18 protein-coding genes are annotated in these 18648 nt (G+C 73.3%); 6 read left to right on the top strand and 12 right to left on the bottom strand.

The window, feature by feature from the left end:
• Position 1 precedes the first annotated feature (1 nt).
• The 4 genes from ACQP2P_RS19890 to ACQP2P_RS19875 are packed head-to-tail and all read right to left on the bottom strand — an operon-like array spanning position 2 to position 4178.
• The gene (locus ACQP2P_RS19890) at positions 2-1210 is read right to left on the bottom strand and encodes an MFS transporter (protein ID WP_433618052.1); all 1209 of its coding nucleotides are present in this window, start codon (positions 1208-1210) and stop codon (positions 2-4) included.
• Positions 1211-1217: 7 nt separating this feature from the next.
• Positions 1218-1730 (bottom strand): aromatic-ring-hydroxylating dioxygenase subunit beta, encoded by a 513-nt coding sequence (locus ACQP2P_RS19885; protein WP_433618050.1) that lies wholly within the window; start codon positions 1728-1730, stop codon positions 1218-1220.
• Positions 1727-3016 carry an aromatic ring-hydroxylating oxygenase subunit alpha gene (locus tag ACQP2P_RS19880; RefSeq protein WP_433618048.1) on the bottom strand — a complete coding sequence of 430 codons (1290 nt, stop codon included), beginning with the start codon at positions 3014-3016 and terminating at the stop codon, positions 1727-1729. Before ACQP2P_RS19880 ends, ACQP2P_RS19885 begins: the two co-directional genes overlap by 4 nt.
• Entirely contained in the window at positions 2988-4178 is a 1191-nt protein-coding gene (locus ACQP2P_RS19875; RefSeq protein ID WP_433618046.1) for a glycosyltransferase, read from the bottom strand. The genes ACQP2P_RS19880 and ACQP2P_RS19875 overlap by 29 nt, the downstream gene beginning before the upstream one ends.
• A gap of 218 nt (positions 4179-4396) precedes the next feature.
• Here ACQP2P_RS19875 and ACQP2P_RS19870 point away from each other — a divergent pair, with 218 nt between their 5' ends.
• On the top strand, positions 4397-5140 hold the full coding sequence (locus ACQP2P_RS19870; RefSeq protein ID WP_433618045.1) for an SDR family NAD(P)-dependent oxidoreductase: 744 nt from the start codon (positions 4397-4399) through the stop codon (positions 5138-5140).
• Positions 5141-5205: 65 nt separating this feature from the next.
• On the opposite strand, the gene ACQP2P_RS19865 is transcribed toward ACQP2P_RS19870, so the two are convergent.
• On the bottom strand, positions 5206-5739 hold the full coding sequence (locus ACQP2P_RS19865) for a CGNR zinc finger domain-containing protein (RefSeq protein ID WP_433618043.1): 534 nt from the start codon (positions 5737-5739) through the stop codon (positions 5206-5208).
• Positions 5740-5826: 87 nt separating this feature from the next.
• Here ACQP2P_RS19865 and ACQP2P_RS19860 point away from each other — a divergent pair, with 87 nt between their 5' ends.
• Entirely contained in the window at positions 5827-7359 is a 1533-nt protein-coding gene (locus tag ACQP2P_RS19860) for an aminotransferase class I/II-fold pyridoxal phosphate-dependent enzyme (RefSeq protein WP_433618041.1), read from the top strand.
• 74 nt (positions 7360-7433) lie between these two features.
• Here ACQP2P_RS19860 and ACQP2P_RS19855 read toward each other — a convergent pair whose 3' ends face one another.
• Entirely contained in the window at positions 7434-7871 is a 438-nt protein-coding gene (locus ACQP2P_RS19855) for a GNAT family N-acetyltransferase (protein WP_433618039.1), read from the bottom strand.
• A gap of 32 nt (positions 7872-7903) precedes the next feature.
• Between ACQP2P_RS19855 and ACQP2P_RS19850 the strand changes: the two genes are divergently transcribed.
• Positions 7904-8185 carry a hypothetical protein gene (locus tag ACQP2P_RS19850; protein WP_433618037.1) on the top strand — a complete coding sequence of 94 codons (282 nt, stop codon included), beginning with the start codon at positions 7904-7906 and terminating at the stop codon, positions 8183-8185.
• On the opposite strand, the gene trxA is transcribed toward ACQP2P_RS19850, so the two are convergent.
• Both trxA and ACQP2P_RS19840 read right to left on the bottom strand, forming a co-directional pair.
• The gene (gene trxA / locus ACQP2P_RS19845) at positions 8182-8613 is read right to left on the bottom strand and encodes a thioredoxin (RefSeq protein ID WP_433618035.1); all 432 of its coding nucleotides are present in this window, start codon (positions 8611-8613) and stop codon (positions 8182-8184) included. The genes ACQP2P_RS19850 and trxA overlap by 4 nt on opposite strands.
• 55 nt (positions 8614-8668) lie before the next feature.
• Positions 8669-9748 carry a hypothetical protein gene (locus ACQP2P_RS19840; protein WP_433618034.1) on the bottom strand — a complete coding sequence of 360 codons (1080 nt, stop codon included), beginning with the start codon at positions 9746-9748 and terminating at the stop codon, positions 8669-8671.
• Positions 9749-9874: 126 nt separating this feature from the next.
• Here ACQP2P_RS19840 and lexA point away from each other — a divergent pair, with 126 nt between their 5' ends.
• Both lexA and ACQP2P_RS19830 read left to right on the top strand, forming a co-directional pair.
• Positions 9875-10483, top strand: a complete 609-nt coding sequence (lexA, locus tag ACQP2P_RS19835) for a transcriptional repressor LexA (RefSeq protein ID WP_433618033.1) — start codon at positions 9875-9877, stop codon at positions 10481-10483.
• A 90-nt stretch (positions 10484-10573) separates the two neighbouring features.
• Complete coding sequence (locus tag ACQP2P_RS19830; RefSeq protein ID WP_433618031.1) at positions 10574-11452, top strand: AMIN-like domain-containing (lipo)protein; 879 nt, start codon at positions 10574-10576, stop codon at positions 11450-11452.
• 494 nt (positions 11453-11946) lie between these two features.
• Here the strand turns inward: ACQP2P_RS19830 and ACQP2P_RS19825 are convergent, their stop codons facing one another.
• A complete protein-coding gene (locus ACQP2P_RS19825; RefSeq protein WP_433618029.1) occupies positions 11947-12855 on the bottom strand; it encodes a class I SAM-dependent methyltransferase in 909 nt (302 codons plus the stop codon).
• Between the two features lie 48 nt (positions 12856-12903).
• Here ACQP2P_RS19825 and ACQP2P_RS19820 point away from each other — a divergent pair, with 48 nt between their 5' ends.
• Positions 12904-13482 carry a helix-turn-helix domain-containing protein gene (locus ACQP2P_RS19820; RefSeq protein ID WP_433618027.1) on the top strand — a complete coding sequence of 193 codons (579 nt, stop codon included), beginning with the start codon at positions 12904-12906 and terminating at the stop codon, positions 13480-13482.
• Here ACQP2P_RS19820 and ACQP2P_RS19815 read toward each other — a convergent pair.
• Genes ACQP2P_RS19815 through ACQP2P_RS19805 form a run of 3 tightly spaced genes read right to left on the bottom strand, consistent with a single transcriptional unit; the run spans position 13479 to position 18512 of the window.
• Positions 13479-14231, bottom strand: a complete 753-nt coding sequence (locus tag ACQP2P_RS19815) for an aminotransferase class IV (protein ID WP_433618025.1) — start codon at positions 14229-14231, stop codon at positions 13479-13481. The two genes, ACQP2P_RS19820 and ACQP2P_RS19815, sit on opposite strands and share 4 nt — an antisense overlap.
• Entirely contained in the window at positions 14206-15684 is a 1479-nt protein-coding gene (locus ACQP2P_RS19810; RefSeq protein ID WP_433618023.1) for a chemotaxis protein CheW, read from the bottom strand. Before ACQP2P_RS19810 ends, ACQP2P_RS19815 begins: the two co-directional genes overlap by 26 nt.
• Entirely contained in the window at positions 15681-18512 is a 2832-nt protein-coding gene (locus ACQP2P_RS19805; RefSeq protein WP_433618021.1) for a methyl-accepting chemotaxis protein, read from the bottom strand. The genes ACQP2P_RS19810 and ACQP2P_RS19805 overlap by 4 nt, the downstream gene beginning before the upstream one ends.
• Positions 18513-18648 lie beyond the last annotated feature (136 nt).

The raw sequence follows: 18648 nt of genomic DNA, 5'->3' as shown, positions 1-18648 counted from the left end.
ATCAGCTCCTTCGTGTTGGCCGAGCGGTTGTCAACGTCCACGACGCCGCGAAGGCGACGACCAGCAGCGCGGCGCCGCTGCCGAAGGCGGCCGGCACACTCGCGCGTTCGGCGATGAGCCCGGCAACGACCGGCCCGGCGACGGCGCCGGCATCGGCGCACATCGAGAAGACGGCGACGCCGCTGCCGCCCCGGCCGGCCACGACGTCACCGACCAGCGCGGCCGGTGCGGCGTTGAGCAGCGCCGATCCCGCCGCGTACACACCGAGCAGGACGACGAGCCAGGCGTAGCCGTCCACGAACACCAGGGCGGTGATCGCCGCCGCGGCCACACCGGTCCCGGCGATCATGGCGGACCGGCGGCCGGCCCGGTCGACCACCCGGCCGGCCGGCATGATCAGCAGCGTCTGCACGACGGCGGAGATCGTGAACGCCCACCCGACCCACGTCACGTCGTGCCGCCACGCCACGACCACGATGGGGACCAGCGCGCTGCGCAGCCCGAACAGGACCCATCCCTGCGCCAGCGCCGCGAGGCAGGCGACCAGGTAGCGCCGGTCCCGCAGCAGCACCGGGAGCCGGACCACGTCACGGCCGGGCTCCGCGCCGGCGGCTCGGCCGGTCCGCAGCACCGCCAGGGTCAGCGCCGCGGCGGCCAGCAACAGCAGGGCGTACACCACGAACGGCGCGGGCAGGGCGATGAGCGCGAGGAGCCCGCCGAGTGCCGGTCCGCAGACCCCGCCGAGCAGGAAGCCCGCCTCGAACACGGCGCTGGCCCGGCCCCGCTGACCGGCCGGCGCGATCGCCAGGAGGGTCGCCAGCGCGGACACCGAGAACAGCACCGAACCGGCGCCGCCGAGGCTGCGGAACACGAGCAGCTGCCAGTAGGACCCGGCGAACGCCGTCAGGGCCGAGGAGACCGCGCACACCAGCAGGCCGGCGACCAGGACCCGCCGCTCCCCGAACCGCACCGCGAGCCGGCCGCAGAAGGGACTCGTGGCCAGGCGCATCAACGCGAACAGGGAGACCAGCGCGCCGGTCCGCGCCGGCCCGGCCCCGAACGTCGCCGCGTAGACCGGCAGCACCGGCAGCACCAGGCCCAGGCCCAGCATGACGCAGCCGCCGACGACGCTGAGGACGTACACCTCACGAGGAAGACCCGGCTGGGCGGCGGCAACGGGTGCGGCGCTGCCGGGGACGGCCGTCGTCACTGCCCGGTCACAGGATGATGCTGAGCTTTCCGTGCTCGTACAACGTCTCGTGGTCGAGCACCACGACCCGTCGCCGAACCCGGAACGACTCACCGTCGACGACGAGCTCGAACCGGCACTTGCCGACGTAGGCGTCGCAGCGCCCGTGCCCGAAGCGGTGCACGATGAGGTTCGCCGCCACATCGAGGTGCGTGCCCCGATCGGCCAGGATCTCCACGTTGCCGATCATCCGATTCGTCCGCGACCGAGGGTTCTCGCACCACACCTCGCCGTTGAGGAGCTGCTCGATCCGCTGGCGGAGCCGGGCGGCGTCGTCGTCGATGAGCCCGAGCGCGTCGGCCGTCTCGCCGCGCACGTCGGTGGCCGGAACCGAGTAGCGCACGTCGCCGGTCAGCATCTCGTCGTACCACTCCAGCAGCCGCCACTCGTCCAGCAGCCGCGCCTCACGGAACAGGAACTGGCTCACCCGGTGCCATAGCCGGACCCGGGCCGCCTCGTCGACCGTCAGCTCGATGGTCATCGTGCGACCTCGCGGTGACCGTCGCCGCCGTGCATCAGCCGGTCCCACTGCCGCCAGAACTCGCGGGCGGGCAGCTCGTCGGTCGTCTCCGGGACCGCCTTGTTCATCCCGCGGGACAGATCCGAGTAGCGGACCGTGCGGTTGCGGTAGCCCCGCTGGCACGACTCGATGATCTCGATGTCGTCGGGGGTGGCGAAGCCGGCGGGGCCGAGGAACGTCAGGTAGTGGCTCTTGCGGAGTTCCCGGATGTCCGGGTCCTCGTCCCGGGGGGCCAGGGCGACCGAGGTGATGGCCATCCGGCCGGCGCCCACCGGGTCGATCTTGCGGATGGTGATCGCGATCGCGTCGATGATCATCAGGTTGGGGAAGACCAGCAGCGCGCGGTTGGTGCCGGTGATCCGTCCGGCGCGTTCGGGGCCGAACCGGTCGACGAACCGTGCGGCGGTCGCCTCGATCCGCGGCCGGACCTCGGTGCCGAACATCGGCGTCCAGTAGGCGAGCGGGCGGGCCGCCGCCGGCGGCAGCTCGTTGGCGCCGTGCCCCAGCCCGAGGGCGCGGCCGAAGCCGCCCCGTCGTCGTGGTGGCACCGACCCCAGCGACTCCATGTAGCCGACGTAGCGCTTGTGCAGGGCCCGGAAGTGGTAGATGTCGACGCTGTTCTCCATCATGAGCTTCCAGTTGGCCTGGGCCCCGTGCAGCTGCGCGCCCTGGATCACCTCCATGCCGACCTCGGACTGGTCGTCGATCAGATCCAGGTACTCCGCCGCCCCCGCCAGGTACTCGGTCAGGGTGCGCGGCTGCTCGGGATCGAAGGTGGCGAACACGAAACCGCGGTAGCTGTCACTGCGGTGCCGCGCCAGGCCGAAGTCCGCCTTCCGGAAACCCGGCCCGTACCCGTCCGGGATCGGGACCCCGACCAGGTCGCCCTGGTTGGAGAACGTCCAGTCGTGGTACGGGCACCGAAACGATCTGGCCCGCCCGGCCGGCTGCGAGCAGATCAGCGCCCCGCGGTGCGGGCAGCTGTTGGCGAACACCCGGATCACCCCGTCGGACCCGCGCGCCATGACCACCGGGCGCCCGCCGACGTCGCGCGCCACGTAGGAGCCCGGGGCGGGCACCTCCGACTCGTGCCCGACATACAGCCAGCAGCGATCGAAGATCCTGGTCATCTCCCGCGCGGCCAGGTCGTCGTCGGTGTAGGCCCGGCGATCCACCCGGAACGAGAGGCGTTCGGGATCATCGACCACGATCGGGTCGTCAACGGGCCGTTGCAGCTCGATCGTCACGGCTTCCCTTCCGCTGTAGCGTCTCGATGGTGCCGATGACCAGCTCGGCCGCGCGCACGGCGGCGTCGCCGCACTCCGGCCGCGCGGCCCGCAGCCGGGCCCGGTAGTCCCGGGCGGGATCGAGCAGGTCGGTGACGGCGTCGGCGACCGCCCGCTCGGTGACGCCGACCGGCTCCAGCGCCGTGCCGAAGCCCGCACTGCTCACGAAGTACGCCTGGATGGGCTGGTCCACCGCCAGCGGGATCACCAGCATCGGTGTCGCCGCCCGGATCGACTCGGCCACGGAGTTGTAGCCGCCGTGGGTGATGAACACGTCGGCGCGCTCGAGCACCTCACGCTGCGGCAGGTACGGGGCGGTGAGCACGTCGCCGGGCAGCGCGAGCTCCTCGGCGAGGTCTCCCACCGCGGCGACCACCTGCGCGCCGGTCGCCGCCGCGGCGGTGATCACCGTGCGCAGCAGGTCCGGTCGCCGGTAGAAGATCGTGCCGAAGGAGACGTACACCAGCGGACGGCCGGGGTCGATCCGCTCCAGGCCCGGGAAGGCGACCTCGTCGCCGCGGGCCCCCGCCGCCCCCGGCAGCCCGACCAGTTGCACACCGTCGTCGGTGACCGCGTCGCCGCCGACGAGGGACGGAATCGTCGGCATCAGGTTGAGCAGCGGCGAGCGCGCCGAGTGGGTCCGCGTCGACCACAGCACCCCGTGCCTGGTCAGATAGTCCCCGACCTGCTCGTCGTAGGGCCAGCGACCCCGCCGGTGCTCGCGCGGGCACACCCCGCCCAGGTTGGCCCAGATCATCCCGTACGGCACGCCGGAGGCCTGCACTCCGGCCATGGCCGACGCCGTGATCGGCAGCGAGTCGACGAGCACGAAGTCCGGCGCCGCGGCACGGATGGCCTCGCCCGTCAGGCCCGCCACCGGTGACGACTCGAGCATCGGGCCGATCTTCGCCGGGTCGCCGCTCCACGGCGCCATCTCGATCTGCCCGATCGCATGAACCGGCGTGCCGCCCAGGGCCCGGCGGCGCCGCTCGTCGAGCGCGCCACCGTCCGCGGACAACAGCAGCAGCGTGACCGCACTGCCGGCGGCTCGCAGCGCATTGACCACCGGAGTGTAGGGATTCAGGTGGCCGTGCTGCGTCGTGGTGAGGAGGGCGACGCGCATCAGATCTCCGATCCATCGCGAGAGGACGGCCAGCAACGAGTCGAGGCGGCGGCGCACGGACGCGCGCAGGGCCCCCGCACGACGGCTCTACGCATTCGTCAGCATCAAAGCGTGCCGGGATGCGCACTCGATGTCAACGCCCCGCGACTGTCAGCTACGACCGGCTTGCGCCAGGCCTGGGGCATGCACGTTCTTGCGCCCGCTACGATGTCGACCTGATGAGAATTCTGGTCACCGGTTCGACGGACGGCATCGGGCTGCAGACGGCCCGCACCCTGCAAGAGCTCGGGCACGACGTGGCCTTCCACGCCCGCAGCGAGCAACGAGCCGCGGCGCTCGACGGCTCGCCCGAAGTGCTCGTCGGCGACCTCGCCGACCTGGAGCAGACCCGCGCGATGGGCCGGGCGGCCGGCGCGTTCGACGTGGTGATCCACAACGCCGGGATCGGCGGGCAGGACGAGCGCCGCGTGACCGGCGACGGGATCGAGCACATCTTCCAGGTCAACGTGCTCGCGCCCTACGTGCTCACCGCGCTCATGCCCCGTCCCCGGCGCATCGTGTACCTCACCAGCGGCCTCGAGTCCGTGGGCGTGGCCGACCTCGACGACCTGCAGTACGAGCGCAAGCCCTGGCACGGGATGCAGGCGTACAGCGACTCCAAGCTGCACGACGTGGCCCTCGCGTTCGCGGTCGCCCGGCGGTGGCCGGACGTCTGCTCCAACGCCGTCGACCCCGGCTGGATCCGCACGAAGCTCGGCGGCCCCAACGCGACCGACGACCTGCCCGAGGGCGCCGAGACGCAGGTGTGGCTGGCCACCGGGGACGGCGACGCGCTCGTCACCGGGCGGTACTTCAAGCGCCGCCAGGATCTCACGCCCAACGCCGCCGCGCGGGACGTGCGCTACCAGGACGGGCTGCTCGCCGCGTGCGCCCGGCTGAGCGGCGTGGAGCTCCCCGGCTAGTGTTCGGCGGCGCCGCCCGTTCGACGCCGGCGATGATCGGCGAGGTCGCCGGGCGCGCCGTGACGCTAGGCGTTCGTGGCGCGGCGGGCGCGGTAGGACGCGGCCTTCACGCGGTTGCCGCACTCCTCCATCCCGCACCAGGTGCGGTTCCCCGCGCGCGAGCGGTCCACGAACAGCCGGGTGCACTCCTCGCCCGCGCACTCGCGGATCGGCGGGCGGGTCTCCAGCAGGGTCAGGGCCGCGCCCGCGATCGCGGCGGCCAGCGCGGGCGCGTCGCCGGTGCGGCGCACGCCGTCCGGGGTCAGGGACGGGCGGGGGCCGGGATGGGCCGCGGCCCGGTTCAGCACGCGCACGTCGGACGGGCGGGGCGCCCCCGCGTCCGGGTGCAGCAGCCGGTAGACGGACTCGCGCAGGGTGAGCAGGTCCCGCAGATCCTCGGGGCCGACGCGCGGCGGGCTGGTCAGCACGCCCGCCTCGACGGACCAGCGGGCCACGTCGGCGCCGGTCGGCAGCAGCTCGTCCGGGGCGGGGCGGCGGCGCCACTTGCGGGTCGCGGCGAAGTCCAGGGCCAGGTCGCCGCTCACGAACACGAAGCTCACGTCACCACCTTGACAGGTGACGGCGGGCCGGCGCAAGCTTCCCCCCGTCACCGGTTCAGACGGTGACGCGGGTGAAGGGAGCGGGTCGTGATCACCGTCGAGGAGTATCTGGGCGCGGTCGGGCGGGCGCTCGACGGCATGGCCGACATCGTGGCCGGGCTCGGGGACGAGCTGGCCAATGCGCGGCCGCCGGTGCAGGGGGCCAGCTCGCCGTACGCGCTGCTGACGCACTGTCTCGGCGTGGTCGGCTACTGGGCCGGCGGGCTCGTCGCCGGGCGGGTCGCCGAGCGGGACCGCGAAGCGGAGTTCACCAGCTCGGGGCCGGTCGCGCCGCTGCTCGAACGCGTCCGCCAGACCCGGGAGCAGCTCGCGGCCGACGCGCGCGGCGCCGACTTCGCGGGGCCGCTGCGCGCGACGCCGAACCCGGACTTCCTCGGGCCCGCCGGGATCGCGACGCAGGGGGCGGCGCTGCTGCACGTGTACGAGGAGCTGGCGCAGCACCACGGCCAGATGGAGATCCTCCGCGACCTGCTGCGGCCCAAGGAGGGCATCCGGCGCGGCACCGGGGCCAAGTGGGGGGCGGTCGGGCCGGACACGATCGGCGCCTGGGTCGCCGACATGGACCTCGGGGTGGCGCCGGCCGTCCGGCACGCCCTGCTGGATGCCGTGGACCGCGAGGACTTCGGGTATCCGCACTGGCCCGCCGGCGACCCGGTGCCGGCCGCGTTCGAGGCGTGGATGGCCGAGCGGCACGGCTGGGAGCCCAGCGCCGGGCACACCCGCGTCTTCACCGACGTGCTGCAGATCCTGCAGGTCGTGATCGAGCAGACCACCCGGCCCGGCGACGGGGTGGCGATCCACGTGCCGGCCTATCCCCCGTTCCTGGCCGCGATCCGGCGCAGCGGGCGGCGCATCGTCCCCATCGGACGGTCCCCGATGGACGGTGTACGGCTCCTGGTGCTCGTCAACCCGCAGAACCCCAGCGGGCGGGTGTTCCGGCGGGAGGAGCTGGAGGCGCTGCTGGAGCTGGCCGAGCGGCACGACCTGCCGGTGCTGGCCGACGAGATCCACGCCGACCTGGTGTACGCCCCGCACCGCCACATCCCGTTCGCGTCGCTGGGTCCGCGGGCGGCCCGCCGTACCATCACCACCACCTCGGCGACGAAGGCCTTCAACCTCGCGGGGCTGCGCTGCGCGGTCGCGCACGTGGGACCGGCGGACCTGCGCGCGCGGCTGGACGCGATGCCGCCGGACATCTTCGGCACCCCGAGCACGCTCGGCCGCCTCGCGACGGTGGCCGCGTGGCGCGACGGCGCCGGCTGGCTGGAGGGGCTGCGGGCCACGCTCACCGCGAACCGGGCCACGATCGGCGCCTGGGCGTCCGGGTTGCCGCTGCGGTACCGCGAGCCGGAGGGCACCTACCTCGCCTGGCTCGGCGGCCTGCGGGGGCCCGAGCCGGCGGCCCGGCTGGAGCGGACCGCGCTGGTGCGGCTCAGCGAGGGGGCGGAGTTCTCCGAGGGCACCGACGTGGAGACCGGCGACTGCGTGCGCCTGAATTTCGCGACCAGCCCCGCGGTGCTGGCCGAGATCCTCCGGCGCCTCACCCCGCAGGTCGGCTGACGCAGGGGGGAGCGTCCAGCGCGGTGCCGTGCCCTGAACGCTCCCGCACGTGACACTGTACGGTTACCCGCCGGTCAGCGCAGCGCCCGGCTCATCCACACGGAGTCCTCGGCCGCGAACCCGTGCCGCGCGTAGAAGCCGCGGACGCGCTCGTTGTGCGCCTCGGTCTCCAGGAACATGACCGCGGCGCCCGCCTCGGCCGCGGCCGCGACCACCCGCCGCAGCAGGTGCGCCCCGGTGCCGTTGCCGCGCTCGCGCACGTAGATCTCGTCGAGCAGCGCCTCCCGGCCGCCCGATTCGAGGCTCCATCCCCACGTGACGACGGCGTACCCGGCCGCCGCCCCGGCCAGCCACACCTGGCCGTGCTCGTCGTCGCGCAGCAGCGCCGTGAGGGCGCGGGTGATTCGCGCCTCGTCGAACTCGTGCCCGTCCTCGGCGCAGAACTCCCGCACGAGCGGGAGGATCGCCGGGAGGTCGGCGGGCTCGGCGCGGTACACCCGGATGTCGGCCACGCCGGTCAGACTACGCGTGGGAGACTGGGCCGGTGCCCGCACCGCTGCTCGTGGCCCTGCTCGTGGCGCTCGCGTACGCCGGGCTGATCGCCGCGCACGCCCGGCTGATCCGCCGCGACCGGCGCCGCGGCGCCTACGAGCCGCGGGCCGCGCTGTGGCTCGCGTCCCGGTTCGGCCCGCTGCCCGCGCCGCGCGGACCCGGCGGGCTCGACCGCGTCGAGGCCGAGGCGATCGAGCGGCTGCTGCGCGGGGAGCTCGAGCCGGCGGCGTACCGCGCCACGATGGCCGACGTCGCCGCCCGCGCGGCGCGCTAGGCGTTCTGGAGGGCGCCCTCGACCCAGGAGCGCAGGGCGGCCGGCGAGGCGGCCCCGGCCTGGCGCGCGATCACGGTGCCGTCCCGCACGATCAGCAGGGTCGGGACCGCGCGCACGTCGAAGCGGCGCTGCAGACCGGGCGCGTCGTCGATGTTGACCTTCACGAGCTTGACGGCGCCGGCCAGCTCGCCCGCGACCTGCTCCAGGGCCGGGCCGACCATCCGGCACGGGCCGCACCACGGCGCCCACAGGTCCACCAGCACGGGGGTCGCCGAGCGCTCGGCCACCTCGCCGAAGTCGGCCTCGCCGGCGTCGACGATCCACGGCACCGCCGCGCGGCACGTGCCGCACACCGGCTTCCCGCTCGCCGCGGCGGGCACGCGGTTGCGCTGCCCGCACTGGACACAGGACACGATCCGCGAACTCATGCCGAGTACGACGCCGTGGTGCGCCCGGGCATTCCCGGCCGGCGCGAGCCCGGCGTCAGAGGCGGGCGGGGTCGACGCCCAGGGCGACCCCGCGCCGCGCGATCGCGGCGGTCAGGGCCGAGGCGATGCCCAGCGGCTGGCCCATCGAGCGCAGGCGGGCCAGCTCGCGCAGGGCCGGCACGGTGCTGAACCGCTCCAGGGCGTGGATGCCCGCGTGCGCGAGCATCTGGCTGCGGGGGCCGTGGCCGGGGACCTTCTCCGCGCTGTACTGGACCAGCCGCCCGACGGCCGCGGCGTCGTCGTCGTGCGGCGGGGTCACGGCGAGCAGGTACAGCAGCCCGCGCAGGGCCCGCGCGTTGTACGCGTCCGGGATCTCGTTCGGGTCCCAACGACCGTCGAGCGGGCGCAGCGGGATCGTGCGGCGGTGCGGCACGAGCGCGAACCAGCCCCGGATCAGGGCGCGGGTCTCGTCGCCGCCGGCCTCGGGCAGCAGCGCCCGGGCCTGCCGGGTCCAGCGCGACGCGGGCTTGGCGCCGGACGCGGCGAGGGCGTGGACGAGCAGTGCCGGGCCGGGCGTCGCGGCGTTCGCGGCCTCGGCCCAGGGCTCGCCGGCGTTGAGCCCTCCGGCGGCGCGGTCGAGCCACGGCTGGATCGGGGCGCGGTACCGGGCCGGCCAGCGCTTGTCCCCCTCGTGCGCGGTGCGCCGCATGACCGCCAGCAGCGCGGGCGGGCACTCGCCGGTCTCCCGCTCGGCGACGCCGGCCAGCACGGCGAGGATCTCGGGGGCCGCGGCGACCCAGGCGGAGACGGCCTCGACGAGGTAGCGCCCGGCCCGCCAGGACAGCGCGTCGGCGGGGACGCCCTCGAGGAGCCCGACGAGGAGCCGCTCGGCGCGCACCGGCGGGGTCGCGGTCGTGGCGCGCTCGATCACGCGCAGGATGAGGGCGCCGCGGCGGCCGACGGGCAGTGCCCGCAGCTCGGCGTGCACGTCGTGGCGCCAGGCGTCGCCGTCGGCCGCCGCGAGGTCGACGAGCTCGGCGGCGAGACCGGCGTCGTCGCCCGCCTCGGCCAGCTCGTGGACGCGGGCGACGCGGTGCGGGGAGGTGTCCCGGGGCGCCCGGGGCCGGTCGAGCATGGCGGTCAGCATAAGCCTCGCGGTCGTCGATGTACTGGGCCGAACAGCGCGCCGGCGGTCGCACGGATGGATTGAATCCGGGGCAGATTCGTACATCTGATCGAAGCGCTGGGGTATCGTGCTGCCATGACGAGCCCGCGCCAGCAGAGCATCCTGACGGTGATCCGCGAGTCGATCGAGAAGCGCGGCTATCCGCCGACGGTGCGCGAGATCGGCGCGGCGATCGGGCTCGGGTCGCCGTCATCCGTCGCCCATCACCTCAAGGCGATGGAGAAGATCGGCCTCATCCGCCGTGACGCGCACGGGCCGCGGGCGGTCGACATCCGCGGCCCCTACGACGGCGCCGCGCGCGGCACCGACCCGGGCGTGCCGGTGCCGCTGGTCGGCACGATCGCCGCCGGTGGGCCGATCCTGGCCGAGCAGGTGCCCGACGACGAGCTGACGCTGCCGACGACGCTGGTCGGGCACGGCACGCTCTTCGCCCTCAACGTCAAGGGCGACTCGATGATCGAGGCGGCGATCTGCGACGGCGACATCGTGGTCGTGCGCCAGCAGCAGGTGGCCGAGAACGGCGACATCGTCGCGGCGATGCTCGACGGCGAGGCGACCGTGAAGGCCTACCGCAACCGCGACGGGCACGTGGAGCTGGTGCCGCGCAACCCGGCCTACCAGGTCATCCCCGGCGACGACGCCACGATCCTCGGCAAGGTCGTGGCCGTCCTGCGCCGCGTCTGACCGGGAGACGACAACCGGCGCGTCAACCGGGCGGCTTGATCCGGCGTCTTGTGTGCACCCACATCCCCGAGAGGGAAAGGAGCACCCGCGATGCGCCGTTCACTGCTCGCCGCGGCGGTCTGCGCCGGGCTGGTGGTGGCTCTGCCGGTCGCCGCCCAGGCCGCGGACCTGCCCGCCCCGACGAGCACCGCCCCCATCGCCGGCGACCCGTCCGGCTCCGGCCGCCCCGTGCTGACGGGCATCCGCACCGGACGGCACGACGAGTACGACCGCACCGTCTTCGACTTCACCGGCGGCACGCCCGGCTGGCGGGTCGCGTATGCCCCGCTGGTCGAGCAGGGCCGCGGGAACACCATCCCCGTCGCGGGCGCGGCGACCCTGCTCGTCGTGTTCGACAGCGCGGGCCCGCCGGCGGTCGACCTCGCCACCGTGCACGAGGTGAACCTGCCCACGCTGCGCCAGATCAAGTCCGGCGGCTACTTCGAGGGCCGCGCGAGCTTCGGCCTCGGCGTGCGCGACCGGGCCGGGTTCCGGGTGCTGGTGCTGCACGGCCCCGATCGCATCGCGGTGGACGTGGCCCACCAGCCGGCCCAGGCGTTCACCGCCGAGCCGTTCTCCCACACCGGCGACGCCTCCGGCACCGTCGTGCGGGCGGTGCGGGCGGGCAGCCACCCCGGCTACGACCGCATCGTCTTCGACCTGGCGGGGACCGCATGGCCGACGCTCGAGGTCGGGTACCTCGGCTCCGGCCCGACGATCCGGGTCCGCCTCACCGGCACCGGGCGCGCCGCGGGCGTGCCGCCGGCGATCGCGTTCGGCCGGCCCGCGCTGCGATCGGTCGCCTTCGACCCGGCGGGCGCGGCGACCGCGGACATCACGACCGCGGACATCACGACGGCGTACGCGCGCGGGTTCCGGGTGATGCTGCTGGACGGCCCGGCCCGCGTGGTCGTGGACGTCGCCTCCTGATGCGCACGGCCCCCGCCCGGCAGGACGGGGGCCGTGGTGCCGCAGCTCCCGGCGGAGAAGAAGCCGGAGACCTCCGACGCCGGCCGGGCGCGGCTGTAGCGCGGACGCTGTCGGCGGCGCCGTCGAGCTCCGGTCTTCGCCGACGGCGACAGCGACCTCCTCGCCGGCTGGACACCGATCGACCACGCGGCCCGCGCTGCGCGGGCGGCACGATCGACGCCGACGACCTCGCGCGCATGGAGTCCATCCTGGGGCACCTGCCGCCGCGCTGGCAGGTGGAGCTGCTGCGCTGCGCCACGGCCGGCCCGGCGGCCGCGGCGCTGCTGCGCCCCGCCGACATCACGTTTTCGAGGACGAGGCCGCGTACGCGCTGTCGATCGGCCAGCCCTACGGCGCCGAGATCTCCCGCCTGCTGGCCCAGGTCCCGCCCGCCGTGGCGGAGCCGGTCACCTGAGGAGCCGGTCAACTGAGGAGGCGGTCAACTGAGGAGCCGGTCAGCTGACCGGCCGGGCGATCCAGACGGTCCGGGCGGCACGGACGGTCAGGTCGGCGCGGCGGCGCACCGAGCGGGGGCCGTCGCCGAGCAGCTCGTCCAGCGCGGCCACGTCGGCCGGGTCGAGCAGGTCGGCGAGGCCCTGACGGGTGCGGCTCAGCGACGCGTGCGCGTAGCGCGTGGCCGCCTGCGGCAGCGGTGCGCGCAGCGCCACCTCGAAGCGCCGCTCGGCCTCGACCTTCAGGCCCGCCCCGGCCAGGGTCGCGGCCCAGTCGTCGCCCATGTGCGGCATGTCCTGCTCGCGCCGGCGGGCCATCGCCGCGTGGCAGCGCTCCTCCAGGCCGCCCTCCGCCCCCTCGGGCAGGAACCGCGCGAACGAGTCGAGCTCGGCCATGGCCAGCAGCCCGTCCGGGACGAGGGCGGCGCGGATGTCGGCGAGCACGCGCGCCGGGTCGGCCATGTGGTGCATCGAGTTCGCCGCCCACACCAGGTCCAGCCCGTCGAGGTCCGGCCCGGCGGGCCAGCCGGCGTCGAGGTCGGCCCGCAGCGTGCGCACCCGCTCGCCTGCGCCGCGGGCGGCGGCGTTGCCCGCGAGGCGGTGCAGCATGGCCTCGTCGGCGTCGACGGCGGTGACGGTCGCGCCGGGGAACCGGGCGAGCAGGCCGAGAGTGCCGGCGCCGGTGCCCGCGCCGATGTCGGCGATGCGCCGGACGCGGCCGGACGGGTCGTGCGAGCGGACCCAGCCGAAGATGCCGTCGTGGAAGTCGTGCAGGACCTCGGCGTCGAGCTCGAGCAGCTCGGCGAGGCCCTCCTGGTGCTCGTGCCCATGCTGGCCGTGACCATGACCGTGACCGTGATCGTGACCGTGCGAGCGGGCGTGGCCGGTATCGGGGTGACCGTGCGTGTGCATACGGCCGACTGTAGCCGCGACTTGCCGTTATCGCATACCATCTTGCGTATGAAGCAAGAAGCAGATGGCGGGGACCTCGACGCGCTCGTCCGCAAGCGGATCCGCGGGCTGCGCGCCGCGCTCGGCATGTCGCTCGACGACCTGGCCGCCGCGTGCTTCATCAGCCCGTCCACGCTCAGCCGCATCGAGACCGGGCACCGGCGCATCAGCCTCGACCAGCTCACCGCGATCGCCCGGGCGCTCGGCACCACCCTCGACCAGCTCGTCGAGTCCGCCGACGCCGACGTGGTCATCCGGCCCCGGCACGAGCCCGCCCGCGGCATCACCACCTGGACCCTGCGGCACGAGGCCGGCCCGGGCGGCACGACCGTCGCGAAGATGCGCATCGACCGGCCGCTGCCGGGGCCCGACCAGCTCAAGGCCCACCCCGGGTTCGAATGGTTCACGGTGCTGTCCGGCACCATCGCGCTGCGGCTCGCCGAGCGCCTCATCCTCGTCGAGACCGGCGAGGCCGCCGAGTTCTCCACGATGGTCCCGCACGCGTTCGGCAGCCACGAGGGCCCGGCCGAGATCCTCGGCATCTTCGACCACGACGGCCGCCGCACCCACCTGCGCAAACTCCCCTAGATGACGTCCCAGGGGATGCTCGCCTCGGCGTCGGCGACCGCACGCATCAGCTCGGCGTCGACGTCGAAACGCACGTCGTCGACCGCCGCCACCGCGGCCACCCCGATGGAGTTGGCGACGAACGCCGACCGGAACGAACCCAGCTCCGCCAGCCCCACCCGCGCGTCGACGGACCGCAGCAACGGCTTGAGCAGCTGCATCGCGGTCCCCGGCAGGTGCGGCGAGGACGGCCACGTCAGGGCCGCACCGTCGAAGAACGCGATGTTGGCGGAGGCCGCCTCGCACACCGCCCCGCCCGCGTCGACCAGCAGCGCGTCGTCGAAGCCCTCGGCCCGGGCCCGCTCCCCGAAGTAGCGCTGCCCGAACCCGCCCACATGCTTCAGGTGCGCCGCCGGCCGCACATACGGCACCGAGCGCAGCCGCAGCGCAGCCGCCGGTGGCAAGGCCGGCGGCCGCACGCAGACCACGGTCATCAGCTCCTCGCGCCGGTACACGTTGACGCGCACGGAAGCATCCGGCACCCCGCGCACCGCATGCCCGAGCAAGCCCCGCACGCGCCCCACGTCCAGGGACGCGCCGAACAGCTCCCGGGACGCGTCCGCGAGACGGCTCAGGTGCAGCTCCAGGCCGCGGACCCGGCCGCCGCGCACCTGCATCGCGGTGAAGTGGCCGTAGCTGGACAGCAGCGCGTGGGACAGCTCGGCGACCGTCGGCTCCCGGCCGTCAACCTCCACCCGGATCGGCTCCACGATCGCCAACCATAGTGCGGGCGAACTCCTCCAGATCCAGCCGGGCGAGCATCCGGGTGCCGATCTTCACCAGCGGGCTGCCGGCCAGCTTCGTCGGCGCCGGGCCCTCCTCGGCGATCCGCTCCTCCCACGTCGACTCCTCGATCGCGCGCAGCGCCGGCACGATGAACCCGACCCCGCCGACGAGCAGCACCCGCGCCGCCGCCGGGTCGATGTCGGCCCGCTCGCCGAGCAGCACCGGCAGATCCACCAGCGGCACCGACCGGCGGTGGTGCGTGAACACGCCGCGCAGCGGCCCACCGCCGACGAACGGGATCACGTCGCCCGGATACGGCACGATCTCGGCGATCTGCGTCAGCGGCGTGGCCACCTCCGGCCCCGCGAGATACGTCAGGTACTTGCGGACCCGGTGCTCGATCACCCGCCCGTCCTGCGGCGCCGGCCCGTCCTCCCGCGGCGGCTCACGCCGCGGCGCCGCCCCCGCCCCGCCCACCGGCGTGCCCAGCCCGGCCAGCGTGCCCAGCTCCTCGTCGGCCCGCAGCCGCGCCCCGTCGATCACCAGATACGAGCCGCCGGCCGGACCGGGCAGGATGCCGACCGCGTACTGCGACGCCGGCAACCCGAAGCCCGGCATCGGCAGCACATCGCCGTCGGCCACCGAGACGATCGACACCACCTCGGTCACCGCGAACGTCAACAGCCCCCGCTCGTAGGCCAGCGCCACGCCCCGCTTCACGTCGACCGGGGCCAGCGCGCCCAGCCCCAGCACCGCCAGCGCGTCGACGGCCGGCACGAAGTGCTCGGCGAGCTCGATGACCCCCTGGATGATCCCGCCGTCGATCGGCGAGGACTTCAGCACCAGCTCCGGCACGACCGAGTGAATGTGCGACACGTCCACGCACAGGCCGATCTCCCCGGCCCGCAGCAGCATCATCATGCGGCGATTTCCCGTACCACCGTCACGCCCCTGCTCCTGCGCCTGCGCCATCGCCCCGCTCGGGCCGCCCGTGTCGGTCGCGACGACCATCCCCGGCAGGCGCTGGATCGCCGCGCAGTCCAGCACACACACGACCGCACCGTCGTCCGGCCGCTCGAACGTGCGCGCGAACACCTGCGGCAGCTCGCTGTTGACCGAGATCCCCAGCTGCTCGCGCTCCTCGACCTGCACCACGCCCCGCACCGCGTCGCCGAGCAGCCCGAACACCGACCCCTCGTGGGAGGCGACCACGACCACGTCCTGCCCCGACGGCGAGCGCACCCCGAGCATCCGGCGCAGATCCAGCACCGGGATCACCTGGTGGCGCAGGTTCACCGCACCGACCAGACCCGGCGCCGTGGCCAGCAGCGGGTTGAACGACGACGGGCACGGAATGACCTCGCGCAGCTCCGACAACGGCAGCGCGACATGCACGTCGGCAACCGTGAACACCCCGTACAGAATCCCGCCGCTCATCCCTCGATGCCGATTTCGCCCTGCGGCGCCGCCCCCACCAGGTCACCGATGAGCGAGTTCACGGTCCGCGACGCGTCCTGCTGCATCTGCGTCTGCGTCACGATGTGGTGGATCGACTCCGCGGTCTTGCCGACACTGCGCAGGATCTCCTCGAACGCGTCCTGCGCCCGCTGCGCCACCTGCGAGCCCTGGTTGATCCGCGTCGCCGACTCCTGGATGAGCCGGCTGATCTCCCGCGCCGAGTCCGACGACCGCTCGGCCAGCTTGCGCACCTCACCGGCCACGACCGAGAACCCGACCCCGTGCTCGCCGGCCCGGGCCGCCTCGATCGAGGCGTTGAACGCCAGCAGGTTCGTCTGGCTCGCGATCTCCCCGATCACCTGCACGATCCCGGCGATCTGATCCGAGGAGCGCTCCATCAGGTCGATCGCCTCGATCGACTTGCGCAACTCCTCGAAGCCCCGCTGCGCGTTCGTCTGCGTCTCCCCCGCCAGCTCACTGGCCTGCCCGGCGTTGCCGACGATGGTGGCAATCGACGTGCTCAGCTCGTCGATGGCCTTGCTCATCTCACGGGTCTTGACGCTCAGCCGCTGCTCCAGCTCGATCTGCTGGGTGACGTCGGTGGCGAACTTGATCACCTTCACCGGATCGCCCTTGAGATCGAAGATCGGGTTGTACGTCGCCTGCAGATACACGTCCCGGCCGTACTTGCCGATCCGGTGGAACCGCCCGCTCAGGATCTCGCCCCGGCCCAGCCGCAGCCAGAAGTCGCGGTACTCCTGCGACGTGATGTAGTCCTGCGTGCAGAACATGCTGTGGTGCTGGGCCAGGATCTCCCGCATCGAGTAGCCCAGGGTGCGCAGGAAGTTGTCGTTGGCGACGAGCACGTTGCCGTCCAGATCGAACTCGATCACCGCCTGCGCCCGGTTGATCGCCGCGACCTTCCCCTCGAACTCGGCCGTGCGCAGCTTCGCCTGCGTCACGTCGGACGCGAACTTCACGATCTTGTAGGGCCGCCCGTCGAGATCCAGGATCGGGTTGTACGTCGCCTGAATCCACACCTCGCGCCCGTCCTTGCCGACCCGCTTGTACTCCCCCGAGTCGAACTCCCCGCGCCGCAGCCGCTCCCAGAAGTCCTCGTACTGCTCCGACTGCGCCTCCTGCGGGTCCACGAACATCCGGTGATGCTTGCCCCGGATCTCCTCCAGCCCGTAGCCCAGCAGGTCCAGGAAATTCCGGTTCGCGTCGATCACCACGCCGTTGGTGTCGAACTCGATGACCGCCTGCGCCCGGTTCATCGCGGCGACCTTGCCCTCGAAGTCCGCGTTGCGCGCCTTCTGCTCGGTGACGTCGACGGCGTACTTCACCACCTTGTACGGCCGGCCCTCGAGATCGAAGATCGGGTTGTAGCTGGCCTGCAGCCACACCTCCCGGCCGCCCTTGCCGAGCCGCTTGTACTCCCCCGACTCGAACTCCCCGCGCCCCAGCCGCTGCCAGAACTGCCGGTACTCCTCCGACGCGGCCACGAGCGGGTCCACGAAGATCCGGTGGTGCTTGCCCTTGAGCTCATCGGCCGAGCCGTAGTGCATCGTCTCCAGGAAGTTCCGGTTCGCCGTCAGGATCATCCCGTCGAGGTCGAACTCGACCACCGCCTGCGCCCGGTCGATCGCGGCGACCTTCCCCTCGAACTCGGCGTTGCGGTTCTTGGTGTCGGTGATGTCGGTGGCGTACTTCACCACCTTGTACGGCCGACCGTCGAGGTCGAAGATCGGGTTGTAGCTGGCCTGCAGCCACACCTCCCGGCCGCCCTTGCCGAACCGCTTGTACTCCCCGGACTCGAACTGCCCCTTGGACAGCCGCTGCCAGAAGCCCCGGTAGGCGTTGGAGCGGGCCTCGTCCTCGCTCACCAGCATCCTGTGGTGGCGCCCGACGAGCTCGTCGGGCTCGTAGCCGGTGACGTTGCAGAAGTTGCGGTTGACCGCCGTGATCGTGCCGTCGAGGTCGAACTCGATGACCGCCTGCGCCCGCTCGACGGCCGCGACCTTGCTGACGAACTCCGCGTTGGCGAACTTGGTCTCGGTGATGTCCAGCGCGTACTTCACGATCTTGTACGGCCGGCCCTCGAGATCGAAGATCGGGTTGTACGTCGCGCGCAGCCACACCTCGCGACCGCCCCGGCCGATCCGCTTGTACTCGCCGGTCTCCACCTCGCCGCGCGCGAGCCTCGCCCAGAACTCGGCGTACTCGGCGCTGCTGGCGGTCCCCTCCTCGACGAACATCCGGTGGTGCTGCCCGACGATGTCACCGAGCGCGTAGCCGGTGAGCGTCAGGAAGTTCTCGTTCGCGGTCAGGATCTCGCCGTTGAGGTCGAACTCGATGACCGCCTGGGCCCGGTCCACCGCCGCGTACTTCCCGCGCAGCTCCGCCACCAGCCGCCGGTCGTTGGTGATGTCGTAGGCGGTGACGAGGATCGCCTCGGTCTCCCGCCCCGCCCCGCCGACCGGCCCGCAGTTGAACCGCAGCCAGCGCTGGCGCCCGCCGCTGTCGACGATCGAGTTGACCATCTCGATGAACTTGTGCGCCCGCGCGGCGTCGAGGAGCTGGTCGACGGTCTGCGACTGCAGCCGCCAGAGGTCCTCGAGCCGCCGCCCGACGATCTCCTCGATCGGCACGTCGGTGGTCTCCAGCACCCGGTCGTTGACCGAGACGATGGCGCCGTTCTTCGCGTTGAGCACGATGACCAGGCGCTCCTGCACCAGCAGCGCGATCGCCGCCTGGGCCAGCGCGGGCGTCGCGTTGTCGTTGACCAGACCGGTGGATTCGGGCACGGGTTGCTCCTCGGGTGCCGCCGCGTTGCTGACCACCGGCCTGTTCGGCGGATTCCGTCCCTCCTTGAGACAAACCGTTCGCACCCCGTCACACTGCGTACGCTTTCCTAGGAAACTAGGTCATGACGCCACGGCC

Origin of the sequence: Dactylosporangium sp. CA-139114 (assembly GCF_050955725.1) — a bacterium.
Taxonomy (GTDB): Bacteria; Actinomycetota; Actinomycetes; order Mycobacteriales; family Micromonosporaceae; genus Dactylosporangium.
The sequence above is the reverse complement of the archived record's forward strand: the minus strand, read 5'-3'. Positions and strand labels throughout refer to the sequence as shown.